Genomic DNA, 17655 nt, shown 5'->3' with positions numbered 1-17655 from the left:
TGTGCTACACCATCGCGGTCCCGGCTGGCCGAGACAGATCCTCAACAATGATTTTAAGGAGGGAATGCAATGCGAATGTCTTCCGCCTTATATCTGTTCATTGCGTTGCTCGCGATGCCTGCGACCGCGACCGCTGGCGACGAAAGTCTGAAGCAACAATTCGAGAAGGTCGCGGCGACCTATGCCGACAGCTTCAACAAGCAGAATGGTGCCGGGATCGCTGCGCTCTATGCGCCCGGCGGGATGGTCGTCAATGCGACCGGGTCGCACACCGATATCGCCCAGACCTACGAAGGCATCTTCAAGGCTGGGTTCAACCACAATGAAATAACGGTGGACGAGGCCCAGCCGTTGGGAACCGATACGGCTATCGCGACTGGCGAATATCACATCACCGGCAAGAATCAGAATGGCGAGCCGCTTGATGTGGTTGGCCGCTGGACCGGGGCGTATGTCAACCAGGGCGGAAATTGGAAGATCCGGATGGTGTCGGCCTTCCCGAAGGCGCCTCCGCCGAAATAACATCTTTGGTGCTGCACGCCGCGTCAGGTGCTGCCGATCTCGATTCGCCTCTCGCCTTGTGCGCAAGGCGGACCGAATGAAGCGAGGCGGAACGCGAACCGGTCGGCGGGTTGCGATCGCTCCGTGCCGCCGCGCAGCCGCACTGGCGGATACAGCGTCAGCCCATCACTTGATGCGGCGAGCGGCCGAACGCGGCCTTGAAGGCGCGGCTGAAATGCGAGACGTCGCTGAAGCCGAAGCTCAGCGCCGCATCGGTGACATGGCTGAAGCGCCGTTCGGCCAGTGCCTGATAGGCGCCGGCGAGGCGCTGCTGCCAGAGCCAGCGGATCGGCGTCGTACCTTCGCGTGCGAACAGGCGATTGAGCGTGCGCGGCGCCATGTTCTGCGCCGCGGCGATTGTATCAAGATCGAGCTCGGGATCGTCGAGATTAGCCGCGATATAAGCCTTGACCCGCGCCAGCCGTTCGTCGCCGCGCTGCGGCACATCGTCCGTCAGCTCGGTCTGGAGCGTGGTCGCGAAAATATCGAGCGCTGAGGCGCCAAGCCTTATCGCGGCCGGCCCGGCCTCGTCATCGAGCCGCGCCAGCCGGCGGATCAACGATCCCGCCAGCGCGCCCACTTTCGACGCGTTGCCGACCCGCCGTGCCGTCAGCCGCTGCGCATCCGGCAGGCGCGCAAGCAGCAGCGGCCGCGGGATCGACACCATGATCGAACGCGCGCTCGGAGCGAATTCGAGCGTGAACGGCTGCGCCTGGTCATGGAGCATGAGATCGCCCCGGCGCATCCGCACCGCGCGTCCGCCCTGCGCGAAGCTGACCTCGCCGCGCAACGTCAGCCACAGCATGAAATAGTCGCGCGGGTCCCTGCGGACGTCGCTCGCGCTGCGCATCACCCGGATGCGGTCGGCGGCCGGGGTCGACGACCAGATGTCGTTGATCGCGAGTGGGCCGAAATGGCGGATCGAGATCGACGCCTCAAACGCCTCGTCGGCGACGCGGCGGCATTCGGTCAGCGAGAATTCGCGGCAGGTGACGTGATGCCAACGGTCAAAGCTGTCACCCGGCGCAACAAGTGTTTGCGCGACGACTGTATGATCTGGGGTCTGCATCGGACCTTGCTCCTGCCCAACCCGGCAGCCGGATATTCTGCGTCCACCCCTCCGTTCTGGCAAGCAGGGGCCAGCGATTGGCCAGCGCAGCCAAGAATGGCGGCCGCGGCGGATGTAGAAACGGTCTCCCTTCAGGAGAGGAGACACCACATGGGCTATCAATGCGACATCATCGACCCAGCGCGAACCGTCATGATCGTGGTCGACATGCAGAACGATTTCGTGGCCGAGGGCGCCAAGCTGCGGTCGGCGCAGGCCGCCGCCATGGTGCCGCGGCTGGCGCAGACCCTGAAGGCCTGCCGCGACAAGGGTATCCGCGTCATCTACACCGCGCATGTGCATCGCCGCGACGGCAGCGACATGGGGCTGTATGACGATCTCTACTCGCCGATCGCCGACCGGTCGTCACTGGTCGACGGCACCGAAGGTGTCGAGATCTTCAACGACCTTGCGCCCGCAGCCGGCGAGCACGTCATCAAGAAGCACCGCTACAGCGCGTTCTTCGCCACCGACCTCGACCTCATCCTGCGCGAATGGGGCATCACGACGGTCATCATCTCGGGAACGACCACCGAGAACTGCTGCCACGCCACCGCGCGCGACGCCATGTTCCACAATTACAAGGTCGTCTTCCTGTCGGATGCGACGGGTACGTTCGACTATCCGGATGTCGGCCAGGGCGCCCTGTCCGCCGAAGAGGTGCATCGCGCCACGCTGACGATCCTCGCATTCTCGACCGCGCATGTGATGACGGCTGCAGAGATGCTAGGGCGGGTGAAGTTGGCGGACGGGACGGCGAGCCCGAAGGCGGCGTAACGACAAGAACGATTCTCGTGCGGCATATACGCTCCGCCTCTCCCCTTGTGGGAGAGGCTATAAACAAAAATTCATCGTTAAATCAAACACTTGAGCGGGTGGGGTCCCTATAGTGTCCGTATTTTCTCTGCACCTGATTTAGCCCCGTCCGTAGGCGACCACAGTCGCAGCTTATATGGCTACCGCGCTGTGGCTAACGGGGATAGCGAAATTAAATCCATTTGGTAGAGGCAGACGGGACGCCACAATCGCTGGTAGTCGAATCAGGAGGCTACCTTGGTTGAAAGTGTGCAGAGCCTAATAAGCCGAATAGAGCCGGAGCGAACAGTCCTTCTATTTGGTGCAGGGTCTTCTATTCCTTCGCGCGCACCAACTTCACAAGCGCTGGTCGATTTCTTTGCTCGACGGTTCACACTTCCAGAAACCGGCTTCACGCTGCCTGAGATCGCTAGTCTCGCGGAGAGAAAGGCAGGACGGAAGACACTGATCGCTGCACTTCGGGAGCAGTTCAGATCATTGAAGCCGACTGGGGGATTATTGAACCTTCCGCTCTATAATTGGCGGAGCCTCTATACGACAAACTTCGACGATTTGATTGAACAGACCTACAGGCGTCGCGACCTTCCGATCAATGTTTACTCGTCAGACTTTGATTTCCGCGGTCATGAGAATGCGCTCGCGCAGAAAGTCTTCAAGCTGCATGGGACCATAGAGAAGGACGTCGTGGATGGTGACCGTTCGCGCATCATTTTGACGGACGGCGACTACGACCTCACTTCTCTCTACCGTGAGCAGCTCTACGCCAGGCTGAAAAGTGACCTTGCTGGCGCGATGCTTATTATCATCGGTCACTCACTCGTCGATCCAGATATACGCGATATCGCAAACAAGGCGGCAAATCTCAACGCGCAAATGGATAACGGCGGCCAGATCGTCCTATTCCTGTACACGCGCGATGACGATCGTGCAGCATTGTTTGAAGCACGCGGTCTTACTGTGTGTTTTGGCGGAATTGACGAGTTTTTTGCGGGGCTTACGGCAAAGAAATTCAACGAGCCTGTCATCGTCGGCGATGACCCTCTTGATAGGCATCCGGCGTTGCGGCCTGCGACAATTGACGTTGCGCATGGCTCTGATCCGAAACGCAGCGACGTAGGAAGCATGTTCAATGGTCGCGCTGCTAGTCATGCCGATATCCTTGCCGGGCTAACTTTTGATCGTACCGTTGCCTCAGACATCACCGCCCAGCTCACGTTGGAGAGCGCGCTAACCGCAACACTTCTGGGAGCCAGCGGCGTTGGCAAAACGACTGCCGCGAGGCAGGCGCTGCAAAAGCTCCGCGCTGTGGACGTGCTGTGTTGGGAGCATAAGCAAGACATGCCATTCGCGGTTTCAGAGTGGTTCAAACTAGCGGCCGATTTGCGCGAACGAGGGCTGAAGGGCGTCCTGTTGATCGACGACGCTCATCAATACCTCTTCGAAATCAATGAGCTGGCGGACCGGCTTTTAGCCGCAGACAACCCGCATCTTAAGCTCTTACTCGTCGCAACGCGCCACCAATGGAACCCGCGAATAAAGACGGCGACGCTTTATAAATTTGGCAAGGAGTTTCGTCTTTCTCAGCTCTCAGGCGAGGAGATCGAGCGCCTCTTACAACTCGTAGATATCACTCCATCCATCAAGAAGCTCATCGAGCCGCAGTTCAACGGCTTTTCCCGTCCAGAGAAACGGCTTCGTCTCGTAGACCGGTGCGAGGCAGACATGTTTGTTTGCCTTCGTAGCATATTTGCATCGGAGAACTTCGATGACATTATCTTGCGCGAGTACGCTGAGCTGGCACCAAATCTACAAGACATCTACCGATATGTGGCTGCACTAGAGAATGCAGGAGTTAAGGTGCATCGCCAGCTCCTGATAAGACTGCTGCACATCCCGGCATCGTCGATCTCAGCGGTGCTCGATGGACTGACTGATATCATCACGGAATACGACGTAAGCGAGCGAGAGAGCATTTACGCGTGGCGGGCTCGGCACACCGTAATCGCCAACATCGTAACTCGTTACAAGTTCAATGATACCGACAAGATCGTAGCGCTGTTTGAACAGGTCATTCGTAACCTGCAACCAACGTACGACATTGAAGTCCGCACTATTAAGGAACTTTGCAATGTCGATACCGGCATTCCGTCAATTCCCAGCAAGGAAACGCAGAACCGCCTCCTCCGCATGATGATATCCGCAGCACCGGGTGAGCGCGTTCCACGGCACCGGCTTATCAGAAACCTCATAGCAAGCGGCGACTACGACAAAGCAGAGACGGAAATCCGCGTGTTTGAGGCAGACTTCTCTCTTGATGGCCCCGTCTACAGGTACAAAGTAGACCTCTTAGTCGCCCGCGCAAGCAAGTCACCTGGCCTCATGGCTGAGGACCGCGTGACAATCCTCGAAGAGGCACGGGATTTGGCTCTCGTTGGCATGAACCGCTTTGCCCTAAACAAATCTCTTCTCGCGGCCTACGCAGAGGTTGGCGTTCAATACTACAAGCTCGTCGGAGCATACAGCATATTTGATGAGGCAATGTCTCGCCTGCGTGAGGCCGAAGAAAAGCTAGGGGACCCCGATCTCACTAGGACGATATCCAGGTTGGAGCGACGCATTCAAGGACAGGTGACAGAGGCTGAGGTGGAATGAAAAAACAAGGTCTACCCGAAGCAGCGAAGATCAGTCAGCGAAGCCACTCCGCTTTACCGGGGCGCGCGATTACCAAAATTGCGCACACCGACTACATAAGTGCCAGCGGGAGGCCGTCCGTACAAGCGCAGCCATCTGGTGGCGCTTGCGGCCTGGCGATGATTTCGGCGAGTGATCTGCCGTCGCGGTAGCCGGGTCAAAGATAGGCCATTCGGGGAACGCAACGTTCATGGAACGATGGGACAAGTTGAACTTCGCCTTTGAATACCTTGTTCGGTTCATCGAGCTAAAGCCACCAGATGCTCGTTACAAAATCGAGCCGGTAGAATTGGCCCTAGTCAGCAATTTCAAAGGCGGTAACAACTCGGTTGTCGAGCCCCTGCGTAGCCTAGGCGAGAAATTGCCTCACTATACCCGCCAGCTTTCCGAACTGGCTATGCTGATCGGTGGACGCGACCTCGGGGAATTCCAAACCATCGACGCTCTTTGCACAGAGGCAAGTGAATTCCTCGGATTGACGGCATGCGCATATACAAAGATTGCTGGCTTTGGCCCATCTTACGCATCTGCGCTTCTGGCCGCGTACTTCCCCACGACCTTACCAATCGTGGACCGTCAGGTTCTGAGGGGGGCCGATATTGAGCATGACATTGATGGAAACGGCCAGGTGGTGGGCATCGCGAGTTATTATCCGAGGCTGCTCCGACGATTTCGAGAGGAGCTTGAGGCGAAGCCGCACGTCTCCGTGCGAGAGCTAGATCGCGAATGGTTTGTTCGGGGCAGCAGGATCAACAAGACCCTTCTCGGAATTAGAGCCGATCCTTAAAGTGCAATCCGCGATAATCGCGCTGTTCCGCGTAATCAATGGCCACGTCGTCGGGCCTTATCTGCTTTTTGGGCTGATTTGCATGACCTTCAAGAAACAGTGGATTGTAATATTCAAAGCGGACCCCGTCGGGCCGCTCGCCGGAGAGTTTCACCCCAGTAGCCGCACCTACGACACGAAGGATGAGGCAATAATTGCATGGAGGCGCCGAGACCAAAGGGGCGATGCATTGGACATCATCGAAATCGAATTTGACCCGAGCGGATCGCGACTACCATGACCGAGAAAGGATACAAATGGCGCTAACTTACTATGATCGACATGGAGCAGCGGTCGCCTACCTCGACGACGATAACACCCACGTGTACGCCTTTGATGGGCGTCCTCTCGCCTATCTAGACGGCGAGCACATCTGGAGTTTTAATGGTCAGTTTCTTGGCTGGAACAGGGAGGGCTGGATATGGGACAAGGGCGGTTCGGCTATGCTTTCCACAGCAGCGTCTCAGGGCGGCCCGATGAGGCCGTTCAATCAGTTCGAGCCATTTAAGGGTTTCAAGCAATTCCTGCCGTTTAAGGGCTTCAAAGAGTTCGTGCCTTTCAAGCCGTTCTTCAGTGCTACTTGGTCGGATAACCAATTTTGGCAACAGCCCCAAAACGCGTAGTAACGCTCGATCGGCTGGCTCCGGAGACGCGCTGAACGCGGATGTGTAATCTTTATTCAATCACCACAAACCAATCCGCGATCATCGGGCTATTTCGCGTGATCAACCGCTACATCGGCAATCTAGCGCCAATGCCCGGCGTCTTCCCCGACTATCCCGCGCCCGTCATTCGCAACTCCGGCCCAGAGCGGGAGATGGCATTAATGCGCTGGGGTATGCCGCCTCCGCCACGCACCGGCGGCCCGCCCGTCACCAACATCCGCAATACATCATCGCCGCACTGGCGCGGCTGGCTCAAGCCAGAGAACCGCTGCCTCGTGCCGTTCAACAGCTTCGCCGAGTACGCGCCTGAGCCGAACCCCGAGACCAAGAAAAAGGACGTGGTTTGGTTCGCGCTCAACGACGATCGGCCGCTTACGGCATTCGCTGGCATCTGGACCGAGTTCAAGGGCGATCGTGGAACGAAATCAAAGCCGGTCTCTGGGCCGCACCTTGTGTATGGGTTCCTTACTACTCAAGCGAATGCGGTGGTCGAGCCGATCCATCCCAAGGCGATGCCTGTGATCTTGGCGACCGATGAAGAGCGGAATGTATGGATGCGTGCGCCATGGGATGAGGCGAAGGAGTTACAGCGGCCGTTGCCGGATGATGCCTTGCGGATCGTGAGGCGCGGGGCGGATAAGGAAGATCAGATCGCGGCCTGATACCCCGCCGTCGTGCGCCCGTTTCCATGGGCAAAGCCAAACGAAGGGGTTGACCTGGGCGTCTCCTTTGCCGTTGATGCAACCGTTGGGATATGCCGACCGGGCTTTTTGGGGACCATTGAATTGACGCCTGACGAATTCATCCGGAAGTGGAAGAACGTCGAATTAAGCGAACGAGCGGCCGCCCAATCCCACTTTATTGATCTTTGTCGGGTGCTTGACGAGCCGGCGCCGACAGACGCCGATCCAAAAGGCGATTGGTACGCTTTTGAGCGGGGCGCCACCAAGACAACCGGCGGCGAGGGGTGGGCCGATGTCTGGAAGCGCGCTCATTTCGGCTGGGAATACAAGGGCAAGCGGAAGGACCTCAAGGCGGCTTTCGCGCAACTGCAACAATATGCTCTTGCACTTGAAAATCCGCCGCTGCTGGTCGTCTGCGATATGGACCGGTTAGAAATCCATACTAACTGGACCAATACCGTTTCAGCCGTTCACGAATTCGGTCTCAGCGATCTGCGCGATGCCAATGCTCGGCAAAAGCTTAAATGGGTGTTCTCCGATCCCGAGCGGCTTAGGCCGGGAAAGACCCGCCAGGTTCTCACCGAGGAAGCTGCCGCTGAATTCGCCAAGCTGGCCCAACGTCTGCGCGATCGAGGCCATGCCGCCGAAACGGTTGCTCATTTTATCAATCGGCTGGTCTTCTGCATGTTCGCCGAAGATGTCGATCTTCTACCCAACAACATGTTCAAGCGGATGCTGGAACATGCATCCTCGCGGTCCGAAGAATTCCAGTACCTTGCGCGCGACCTTTTCAAGGCGATGCAGTCCGGCGGACGGGTGGGGTTCGAACACGTCGCTTGGTTCAACGGCGGCCTGTTCAACGATGATACGGCACTGCCTCTGGACCGAGATGACATTGCACTAGCGCTGGCCGCGGCCAATCTGGACTGGGCTGAGATCGATCCATCTATTCTCGGTACGCTATTTGAACGCGGCCTCGACCCAGGCAAGCGCTCGCAGTTGGGCGCGCACTACACCGACCGCGAAAAGATCATGATGATTGTTGATCCGGTCGTCGTGGCGCCATGGCTTGCGGAATGGGAGACCACGAAGGTTTCGATAGGCGCGTTCGTCGAGAAGTCGCATTCAGCCAAATCAGCGAGCGCGCGGACTAAAGCGCATGATCAGGCTGAGGCCACTTATCGGTCTTTCTTGAACAAGCTCCGCGAGTTCCGCGTGCTGGACCCAGCATGTGGCTCCGGCAACTTTCTCTATCTTGCGCTGTTGGCTTTGAAGGATATTGAACACCGCATCAGCATCGAGGCCGAAGCGTTAGGTCTGCACCGTGAATTTCCGCAAGTCGGCCCGTCGTCAGTCAAGGGAATTGAAATCAACCCCTATGCAGCCGAACTCGCCCGCGTATCTGTGTGGATCGGCGAAATTCAGTGGATGCGCCGTAATGGCTTCGGCGTTTCGGACCGCCCAATCTTAAAGCCGTTAGATACCATCGAATGTCGCGACGCTCTCGTTAGCCACGATGGATCAGAAGCGGTGTGGCCCGAAGCGGATGCCATAATCGGCAATCCGCCATTCCTCGGCGACAAGCTCATGCTCGGCACTTTAGGCAATGAATATGTAAGCACTCTACGCGATTTATTTTCTGACCGACTGCCCGGTGGGGTTGATCTCGTCACGTACTGGTTTGAAAAATCTCTAAGCAAGGTCTGTACGGGGACGACGCGACTTGTTGGCCTTGTCTCAACTCAGGCAATTCGTCGAGGGTCAAACAGAGTTGTCCTAGACAAAATTGTCTCTTCGGCCACAATATTCGATGCCCTCTCAGACGAACCTTGGATTGTCGAAGGCGCCGCTGTCCGGGTGTCTTTGATTTGCTTTGGCCTCAGCAATCCGAGTATTCAGCTAAAAACCTTGGACGGCAAAAGCGTCACAACAATTCATTCCGATCTCACGGGTGGACGAACCGACCTTACAAAAGTTTCACGGCTGTCGCTCAACGCCGATTGTTGTTTCCAAGGACCGGTAAAAGTAGGCCCGTTTGAAATCGCTGGTGCGCTTGCGCGCGAGTGGCTAGTTCTCCCCCAGAACCCGAATGGCCGACCAAACAGCGACGTTCTAAGGCCGTGGCTGAACGGACAGGATATGACAAGGCGGCCATCGGACACTTGGATAGTAGACTTCGCTGAAATGAGCGAGAAGGAAGCCGCGCTTTATGAGGCGCCGTTCAAATACATCAAGACCCACGTTAAACCGCTCCGCGAGCGCAACAAGCGTGAGCGACGGCAGAGAATTTGGTGGCAACATGGAGAGACAGTTCCCGGACTGCGGCGAGCCGCGAAGGGATTTCGCCGACTAATTGGTACCCCACGCGTCTCCAAGCATCGCTTTTTTGCCTGGGTCAATCCCGCTGTTCTGCCTGATAGTCGTGTCAACGTCATTGTTCGAGACGATGATGTATTTTTTGGGCTCCTTCACAGTCGATTTCACGAAGCTTGGTCGCTCCGTCTCGGCGGATGGCATGGGGTGGGCAATGATCCGCAGTACACCCCAAGTACAGGGTTCGAGACGTACCCGTTTCCGGAAGGAATGACCCCAAACATTCCGGCATCAAATCATGTCGACAATCCCGCATCTGCCGGAATAGCCGCCGCCGCGAAGGCCCTCAATGAACTGCGCGAAAGCTGGCTAAACCCTCTCGATCTGATCTACAGAGAACCAGAAGTCGTGCCCGGCTTTCCGGACCGCATATTTCCGATTGACGAAAATGCCGCAGAGATTTTGAAAAAGAGGACGTTGACCAATTTATACAACGAACGCCCCACGTGGCTCACGAACGCCCATGCCGACCTGGATGCGGCCGTGGCTACCGCCTACAACTGGCCGGCTGACATCTCGGAAGATGACGCTCTCGCAAAACTCTTCGCACTAAACCAGGCTCGGGCGGCGGCCTCAATTTTACTCTGACGATAGTTACCTCGTGCTTGCGAAGTCCGTTTTCACAAGAGCTTAGCGCGCGGCGTGCACTGATGCTCGCGCATCGCACCTGCACATCCGAGAAAATCTCGTCGATCGCCGGGCCCTCCTTCATCACGACGACGTTTGTTTGTTCACTCCAAACTGGTCGCGGGGGTTTTCTGAAACAAATCCCTCAGGAACTCTTGTTCTCGCCTTTTGTGGCTCCAACCGGCCAGCTTTCCAACGCACGAAAATAGAAAGCCATCATTGTTTTCGAATGGAATGTACTTAGGCAATGCCGCTCTGTTCTCGCCTCTAGAGCAGATCACTGTTAGATCATTCTTGAGCCAAATATCTAGAAATGCGCTTTCGGATAATGGCTCTTCGGCTTCGAGGATTGATCTCACAGTTTCAATACGAGGGACTATATGGGCTCGCGTAATGCCGAGTTGGCTTTTGTATCGAAAATCCAACTCCGAAAATTGCTGAAGTGCCCTGGGAGTTATCCCCACAACGCGCCAAGAGAACGATTTTGCGGCCATTACCGCGCTCAATATCCGGTTGCACTCGTTAATTGTCCAAACTGCCGGAAGCGCTTTATGGGCTCGATGCACCGCTGCATACAAAGCGTGTAGCGTATGGCCTACTTCCTTTGTTATGTTCACAACTTCCCCAGATTGATGCCGCTGGCATCCTCGCAAGTGTTTACTTGATTATGACGAGTTGAGCGGGAGAACTTTCGACCCTGTGCTGCCATCGCTCGCACTGGTAGGTCCGCGACAACAGCCCCGACGATATCGCACGTCGGGGCCATCCGAGATCATCAGGCCGGATACGTCCGCCGGGCCATCCGATCGGGAGCGCTGATAATTACGATACCTGACCGGAGCTGTATGTGACAACCGCCCCCATCGAGGTAATCATATTCCGCGCGAAAGCGGTTCGCGGCCGTTTCGCTCTTTCGCTGATGGCACCCGTCAATGCTCGTTTGGCACTCGGCTCCGACTTGCGGTAGAGTGATCTTAGGGTTGGCTTGCAGCCATGGCGGAAGAGCGACCAAATCGGGTGGAGCGCAGGTTGGCGGCGATACTGGCCGCCGATGTGGCGGGCTACTCACGTCTCATGCATAGCGACGAAGAGGTCACGCACTCCAAACTGATGGCGCTCCTAACGACTGCGGTCGAGCCCGCTATTGCCGATCACGGCGGCCGCATCGTGAAGAATACCGGTGACGGGTTCTTGGCGGAGTTTCCGAGCGCTGTCGAAGCGATGCGAGCTGCTATTCAATTCCAAGCCAGCACCAAGGAACTTACCGCTGTCGATGCGGAAGAGAAGCGCATTGCTTTCCGCGTTGGGATCAATATCGGTGACGTAATCGTCGAGCCCCACGACATCTTCGGGGACGGCGTCAATATTGCGGCGCGTCTTGAAAGCATCTCAGAGCCAGGCGGTATCTGCATCTCGTCTGCTGTCTACGATCACCTCCAAGGCAAGGTTGCAGCCGAGTTTGTTGACTTGGGCGAGCAGTCTCTCAAGAACATTGCACGCACGGTTCGCGTCTATGCGGTTACTGCGGATTGTTCGTCCGGCGCAGTGACCTCGTATGGCAGCGCAAGGACCTCGTCTTCGCCGCCTCGTCTTTCAATCGTTGTGCTGCCATTTGGCAACATGAGCGGTGATCCGGAGCAAGACTACTTCGTTGATGGCGTAACCGAGAGTTTGACCACAGACCTGTCGCGCATCGGCGGCTCGTTCGTGATTGGTCGACATACCGCATTCACTTACAAGGGCAAGGCACTTGATCTCAGACAAGTCGGTCGCGAGTTGAACGTGCGGTACGCGCTTGAAGGATCGGTGCAGCGTAGTGGCAATCGACTTCGCGTAAACGTCCAGCTTGTCGACGTGGAGACCGGCGCGCACATCTGGGCCGATCGTTTTGACAAGCCCACCGCCGATCTGTTCGACATGCAGGACGAGATCGTGTCGCGGCTCGCCAACACGCTCGACGCACAGCTCACTGAGCAAGAGGCGAGGCGATCAGAACAAGCTGCGCATCCCAATTCGATGGACTTGTACTTCCAAGGAAAGGCTTTGCTTTACAAGGGCTGGACGCCGGAATACGTGGCTCAGGCTCGCGGCTTTTTTGAACGGGCATCGGCCCTTGATCCTAGGAATGTCGAGGCGGTGATCTGGATGGCCGGTGCCGATCTGATATCTGGTTCCTCCTTCTTGAGTGACGAACGGGCCTCCCTTCTGTCGGCAGCCGAGACAAAAGTATCAAAAGCGCTCTCCGTCGCACCAAGCCACGCCGTTGCCCATTTGGTGCTGGGAGCCGTGTTGATTGCCACGAAGCGGGCGGCTCAGGGCATAGATGAATGCGCGAGAGCATTGGCTCTGGATCGCAATGTGGCTGAAGCCCACGCGCAAATCGGCACTGCGAAATATTTTATGGGGCACGGGGCGGAGACCGAGGCGCATATGAACGAAGCGTTTCGCCTTTCTCCTCGCGATACCTTCGCCCATCGATGGTTCATGACAGTCGGCTTCGCCAAGTTGCAGCTTGGCTCTGATGCTGAAGCAGTCCGATGGCTTCTCCGTAGCATCGAGGCCAACCGAAACCATGCTCTCACACATTTTGGACTCGCCGCTGCACTAGCGTTGCTCGGTTCACTTGACGAGGCGAGAGCCGCCGCAAGGCTAGGACTTGCGCTTGTTCCAAGTTTTACGCTTCGGCGCTTCCGCGATGGCGCGCAGTCTGATAACCCAAACTACCTCGCCAAACGTGAGCGCATGCATCAAGGCTTGCGCATGGCCGGGGTGCCTGAAGGCTAGACGACATCCGCGTGGGAACTATTGCACCCTAAAACAATGACCCCGACGACATTGCACGTCGGGGCCATTCGTGATCGTCAGGCGGGGTACGTCCGCCGCGCCATCCGATCGCAACGCATTGCGATCTACGGTACTTGACCTCGGCTGGACGTGGCAACCGCTCCATCGAGGTAACCACATTCGGCACGAAAGCGGCTCGCCGCCAACTCGCGCTTCCACCACTCGGCCCGACGAAAACGCTCAATCGCCAACGCCTTTCGCGCTTCGACATCCGAGATGATCTGATCAATCTCCGCACCATCCAGCGTGCGCTTGATACGCAGAACTGTTGACAACACCATCACAACATCGCCGTAAGGCATCAGCAAATCGCGCGCGACTAAGTCACAGTGCGCGATGAATACATCAATCGCCTCGTCACTGGTGCAAATCAACGATGCCAGTTCACGCGCCTGGCACAGGTCGTCAACAGGCGTAGCGGGTTCGCCATCGAGCAGCATGCGCTCCGCCGCTCGACCGGCCATAAACTCGATGCACTGAGTGTAGACGCTGCTGAAAACATCGGCCACGGGTCGGCGATCGTCGCCCGCGTGCGGCATGATCGCGCTAAGCGCGTCCCGAACGTCGGAGGCACCTCCGCGACCTTCCGCGAACGCCTCCTCGTGCTCTACACCCCAGCACAGCCCTTCGGAACCACGGACCGGGTCCGGGTTCACAGTCACTCCACCGACTTCATGGCCCAGCAGACGCGCGCAGACCGCGTGCCCAGCTTCATGGACAGCGATCCGCTCGTCTTCATCGTATGTGCGGCCGAGCGACGCGAGCAACCGATCGTAGTCATCGGCTTCCACATCGAGACCGCTGTCGTGATCGGCCACCAGCCCGACCTCGACAGCGGCCTCCGTCTTGGCGAGGAAGGTCGCTGGTCCTACCTCAGCCGGAACATCGTCAGACATAACCAAGCACCTTCTTGTGCCGCGCCAGCATGCGCGCGCGGATACTCGCGACAACGCCGTTGCCCGGCTGCGGCATGGCGCGCGCGATCATCTCTGCCACGGCGGCCGGGATACGGGCTTCGTCGTTAGGATCGACAACCCACCCATCGATGCGTGTTTCGACCTGGTGCGGCTGCCAACCTGGGGGCGCTGACTTCATGTCCGCGGCACCTCAATCTGGATCGAGCGCGCTTCGTCGCTGCGGTCGATCTCGGTGAAATTCGCCGCGCGCAACACCGGATCGGGCTCAGTGAGCGGCGCATTCTGATACTCGTCGATCGCATCGAGATCGACGACATCAGGCGCGGTTGGATTGAAGTCACCTCCTCGCATACCACGCAGTTCCGCACGACGCGGATCGGTCACGGGAACCGCAACACGCTCGCGCAATGCGCGCTGTGCGGTCGCCAGCGGCATGATCGCATCCTCCCACTGGCCCGCGAACCGCTTGCGACCGTCATAGTCGCGATAATGCGCGCTGCGCAGCATGAAGACAGTCTGCGTTTCGGGCGTCGGGTCGATCGCCGCAGCGACCGGCACAGGCGGGGGCTCTCCGGGGATCACCTGCCGCCCCTGGCGGATCGCGCCGGGCATCGCCGCCAGTTCCACCAACGCGAAGTTGGCGGCGACTTCGGTCTGCCCCATGACGTTCTGCACAAAGCCAGCGATCTGGCCGCTCTCGACATGCCAGTGACCGATCTCGGCCAAGGCGCCAGCGAGGATGCGGGACTGTTCAAGATAGCCCGGCAACGCCGCCTCGATCGCAGCAACCTGCTTAGCCAGCTTGTCCGCCGCCGCCGTGCGCTTGGCGCTTTCGAGTGCCGCAGCGAGTTGGACTTCTGCCTCCGCCTTGTCCTGGTCGAGGACAGCGAGTGCATCGTCCAAGCCCGCAACAGACGACGCTGCCGTGTTCACGGCAGTCTGCAAGTTCTCCAAGGCGCGCTGATCGCTGAGGTCGCCCGACAACAGCGCCTCTTGACGAGCCTTCGTTGCCTTGTCGAGGGTCGCCTGGGCCGCGACGCGCATGGCGACGAGCTGTTCGCCGCGCTTCGTCAGCGCGGCGATGATGGGTTCGAGCTTCTGCACTTGGGTCTTTCTGAATGGATTTCGCATTCAGGCAATCTAGTCTGCGGAGACCTCACTTGCGTAGATTGTGCGCGTGGGGGTCCCCATTTCTAGCGCAGAAATTTGTGGTATGTTCCACATTTAAGCTAGATCGCTTCACCGGACATCAGGCCGCGCTACGTGAACAACTTAGCGATCGCTGTTGCGGCTCCGGCGACGGTTGTAATCGTGGGCAAGGCCGCGAGAAGGCCGTCCCACGATCTCTTCAGCAGAGATTTCCTTGGCTGAGGCTTGCTTAGCTCCTCGTTGAACTGATCGAGCAATTCGCCCGCCTCCTTGTTGCCTGACTTGGCAACGAACTCAGCAACCTTCAGGAGGATCGACGCGGTTTCCTCGCCGCTTTCTGATTTCGTCTTATTGAATGCGCTCTCAACCGTCGATCTGTTGACGATCGTCGAGTTCTGAATATTTGAGAAAACGTCACCCATGAAAATGCCTCTCCTGTGGTCGTGTTGGCTCTGGTCGATAATGACGAACTGCATTAAGTCATTTCGCCTAATGCGTGCCGCTACATTCCGCTTTACGTTTGGCCTAACGTTCAGCACATCAAGGCGCTGCATAAGCGTATCGAGCCAGCCTGGCTGAACGTATTGAAGACAGGATGCGGCTAACGTACCGATGCCATCTACTGCCTTCTTGTCGGCTCTACCTTCCAAATGATTGATGCGGCGCGTGCTTTCTAGAAGGTATCTTTGCAGTGTTTCAGATGCGGAGGCGCCGATTTTACCGGAAGCGATACGATCAAGGACAGCCCTCAGAACTTCCTTCTCTGCATGCATTCTTTGCAAGAAAATTCTTAGATGCCGCGCCCCATCACTTTGCTTATTGCGCAAAAGTATCCAGACTGGAACGCGAAGCGCGCCTTGTTGATGGAGCCCGAAGAAAACTTGGAAGTCGAAGTTGCCGGGCATCACGACAGAACGGAAGCCTTTCGGCAGAACAAACTTCTGACTAGAACAATCGATGAAGATCAGCGGGTCGCCAGGCACGACGAGCCCCGCCTCATCCGGACTTTCTTTGGCAAAGACCTGCGTATCGATTGCTCGTTTGGTGCTGCATTCAGCGTATCTTGTCGCCAAGGGCTTGCCAGAGAATAGCAAAGGCCCCGCTGCGCTACCCGGTACGCGGCACTGCAATTTACCAACTTCAGTTACCAGCCCTGCAAAATCGTACGATAAGCCCCAGTCCCGCGTTTGCAGATATCCGCCTGCCGCAATTCCCAACTCGAACTTCGCGAGCGCAACTCCGTCAGCGAAAAGTCTTCGAAACTTCACCCGCGTTGTTACAATTCCGGGAGGGACCTCGTCCTCATTCAAGAGCCGTGGCTGGGGAAGATCGCCCAGCGAAACGAGATTGGTTGCGAGACAGTGCGTGCCTTCGCCGACCCACCCCTGCAGTCCGCCCAAACGGCGAAAATCAATTCCGCCGATCCCACGGACGAACTCACCTCCGGGATGAGCATTGGGCCAAGCAGGCTTTGGGAGACGGCGGTTTGGGCCAAGCAGAAAAGGGCGCAAGTCCGCTAGCGGAAATTGTATGGTGAGAAGCATATTATACCAAAAGTCGAAGTGGGCCGCCGTCGACGAAGACGTGCGGCCCTTCGCCTATTCCGGCTCCCTGGGTGACGGCAGGGCACTAGGCCATACCGCCATTCCCAAAGTAAGCCGGGACGATTGCACCATGAGGATCGGTCCGTTGCCTCACCCCAAGGATGCGAAACTTATGTGAAGCGATCCTAAATAGCAACTTTCATGACGCCCGAAACAAATCCAGCGAGGATTTCCTATCCCATTGGCCGTCCGGGTTCTCGCCGCTTGGACATCCGACCGGCGCAAAATCACAGGGCCTTTGCTCGGCGGCTCTCCAAACCAAGCCGGTCCTCTGATGGCTCTGACCATCTCGGCCAGAATTCCCGAAGCCTGTTCTGAGCTTTCACGCGCGCGGGCAGCCCACCCTGATACTTCTCAACGTAGTCGAGCAGCCGCGCCCGGCCGATCAACCAGGTCGCGCCCTTTTTACCGAGCGACTGCCCCCTGCGAGCGGCATCTGCATTCCATCGGCGGATTGTCTCATCGGACACTTCGCAAACGGTCGCCGCCTGCATCACGGTCAGCAGGCCGCCATTTGCAATCTCATCAATCACGTCACCGGATGGCGGTGTCCATCCGAGTTCCGCAAGCATTTGCAAGTGAAGATCGATCAAGCGATTGCGGTCCAACGTCAACATACCTCGTGTTATCTCCACTGACCGCTTGAGCGCGGTCGCGTTAATATCAACACCCTTGGAGTTCGCACGCCCTAGTTGCGTGTCGCGCGCAAGCGCGACCCGCATTGGCGGAGGGCCAGAAAGGACCCGCCGAACTGCCCCAGCGAGTTGAGTGACAGTCGGGACAACCGTGAC

The 17655-nt window shown here is 57.6% G+C and carries 14 protein-coding genes; 8 read left to right on the top strand and 6 right to left on the bottom strand.

The features are described 5' to 3' along the window. The first annotated feature begins 75 nt into the window (after positions 1–75). Complete coding sequence (locus tag AAFG07_RS03855) at positions 76–522, top strand: nuclear transport factor 2 family protein (protein ID WP_342726094.1); 447 nt, start codon at positions 76–78, stop codon at positions 520–522. Positions 523–679: 157 nt separating this feature from the next. Here AAFG07_RS03855 and AAFG07_RS03850 read toward each other — a convergent pair whose 3' ends face one another. Next, entirely contained in the window at positions 680–1630 is a 951-nt protein-coding gene (locus AAFG07_RS03850; RefSeq protein WP_342726093.1) for a helix-turn-helix domain-containing protein, read from the bottom strand. 150 nt (positions 1631–1780) lie between these two features. On the opposite strand from AAFG07_RS03850, the gene AAFG07_RS03845 reads away from it, so the two are divergent. The 7 genes from AAFG07_RS03845 to AAFG07_RS03815 all read left to right on the top strand — a co-directional run bounded on the left by AAFG07_RS03845 (position 1781) and on the right by AAFG07_RS03815 (position 13134). Next, positions 1781–2446, top strand: coding sequence for an isochorismatase family cysteine hydrolase (locus AAFG07_RS03845; RefSeq protein WP_342726092.1), 666 nt, complete (start codon positions 1781–1783; stop codon positions 2444–2446). A gap of 276 nt (positions 2447–2722) precedes the next feature. Continuing rightward, a complete protein-coding gene (locus AAFG07_RS03840; protein ID WP_342726091.1) occupies positions 2723–5137 on the top strand; it encodes an SIR2 family protein in 2415 nt (804 codons plus the stop codon). 229 nt (positions 5138–5366) lie between these two features. Next, positions 5367–5963 (top strand): hypothetical protein, encoded by a 597-nt coding sequence (locus AAFG07_RS03835; protein ID WP_342726090.1) that lies wholly within the window; start codon positions 5367–5369, stop codon positions 5961–5963. Between the two features lie 296 nt (positions 5964–6259). After that, complete coding sequence (locus AAFG07_RS03830) at positions 6260–6625, top strand: 4-fold beta flower protein (protein ID WP_342726089.1); 366 nt, start codon at positions 6260–6262, stop codon at positions 6623–6625. Between the two features lie 41 nt (positions 6626–6666). Next, positions 6667–7329 carry an SOS response-associated peptidase family protein gene (locus AAFG07_RS03825; protein ID WP_342726088.1) on the top strand — a complete coding sequence of 221 codons (663 nt, stop codon included), beginning with the start codon at positions 6667–6669 and terminating at the stop codon, positions 7327–7329. Positions 7330–7452: 123 nt separating this feature from the next. Further along, the gene (locus AAFG07_RS03820) at positions 7453–10311 is read left to right on the top strand and encodes a DNA methyltransferase (protein WP_342726087.1); all 2859 of its coding nucleotides are present in this window, start codon (positions 7453–7455) and stop codon (positions 10309–10311) included. 1032 nt (positions 10312–11343) lie between these two features. Continuing rightward, positions 11344–13134, top strand: coding sequence for an adenylate/guanylate cyclase domain-containing protein (locus AAFG07_RS03815; protein ID WP_342726086.1), 1791 nt, complete (start codon positions 11344–11346; stop codon positions 13132–13134). 125 nt (positions 13135–13259) lie between these two features. On the opposite strand, the gene AAFG07_RS03810 is transcribed toward AAFG07_RS03815, so the two are convergent. The 5 genes from AAFG07_RS03810 to AAFG07_RS03790 form a co-directional block, all read right to left on the bottom strand. Next, complete coding sequence (locus tag AAFG07_RS03810; protein WP_342726085.1) at positions 13260–14090, bottom strand: hypothetical protein; 831 nt, start codon at positions 14088–14090, stop codon at positions 13260–13262. Continuing rightward, the gene (locus tag AAFG07_RS03805; RefSeq protein ID WP_342726084.1) at positions 14083–14289 is read right to left on the bottom strand and encodes a hypothetical protein; all 207 of its coding nucleotides are present in this window, start codon (positions 14287–14289) and stop codon (positions 14083–14085) included. The genes AAFG07_RS03810 and AAFG07_RS03805 overlap by 8 nt, the downstream gene beginning before the upstream one ends. Beyond that, entirely contained in the window at positions 14286–15215 is a 930-nt protein-coding gene (locus AAFG07_RS03800; protein ID WP_342726083.1) for a hypothetical protein, read from the bottom strand. The genes AAFG07_RS03805 and AAFG07_RS03800 overlap by 4 nt, the downstream gene beginning before the upstream one ends. 155 nt (positions 15216–15370) lie before the next feature. Then, positions 15371–16804 carry a hypothetical protein gene (locus AAFG07_RS03795; protein ID WP_342726082.1) on the bottom strand — a complete coding sequence of 478 codons (1434 nt, stop codon included), beginning with the start codon at positions 16802–16804 and terminating at the stop codon, positions 15371–15373. A 287-nt stretch (positions 16805–17091) separates the two neighbouring features. After that, positions 17092–17481 carry a hypothetical protein gene (locus AAFG07_RS03790; RefSeq protein WP_342726081.1) on the bottom strand — a complete coding sequence of 130 codons (390 nt, stop codon included), beginning with the start codon at positions 17479–17481 and terminating at the stop codon, positions 17092–17094. Positions 17482–17655 lie beyond the last annotated feature (174 nt).

Source organism: Bradyrhizobium sp. B097, from assembly GCF_038957035.1.
Taxonomy (GTDB): domain Bacteria; phylum Pseudomonadota; class Alphaproteobacteria; order Rhizobiales; family Xanthobacteraceae; genus Bradyrhizobium.
The sequence above is the reverse complement of the archived record's forward strand: the minus strand, read 5'-3'. Positions and strand labels throughout refer to the sequence as shown.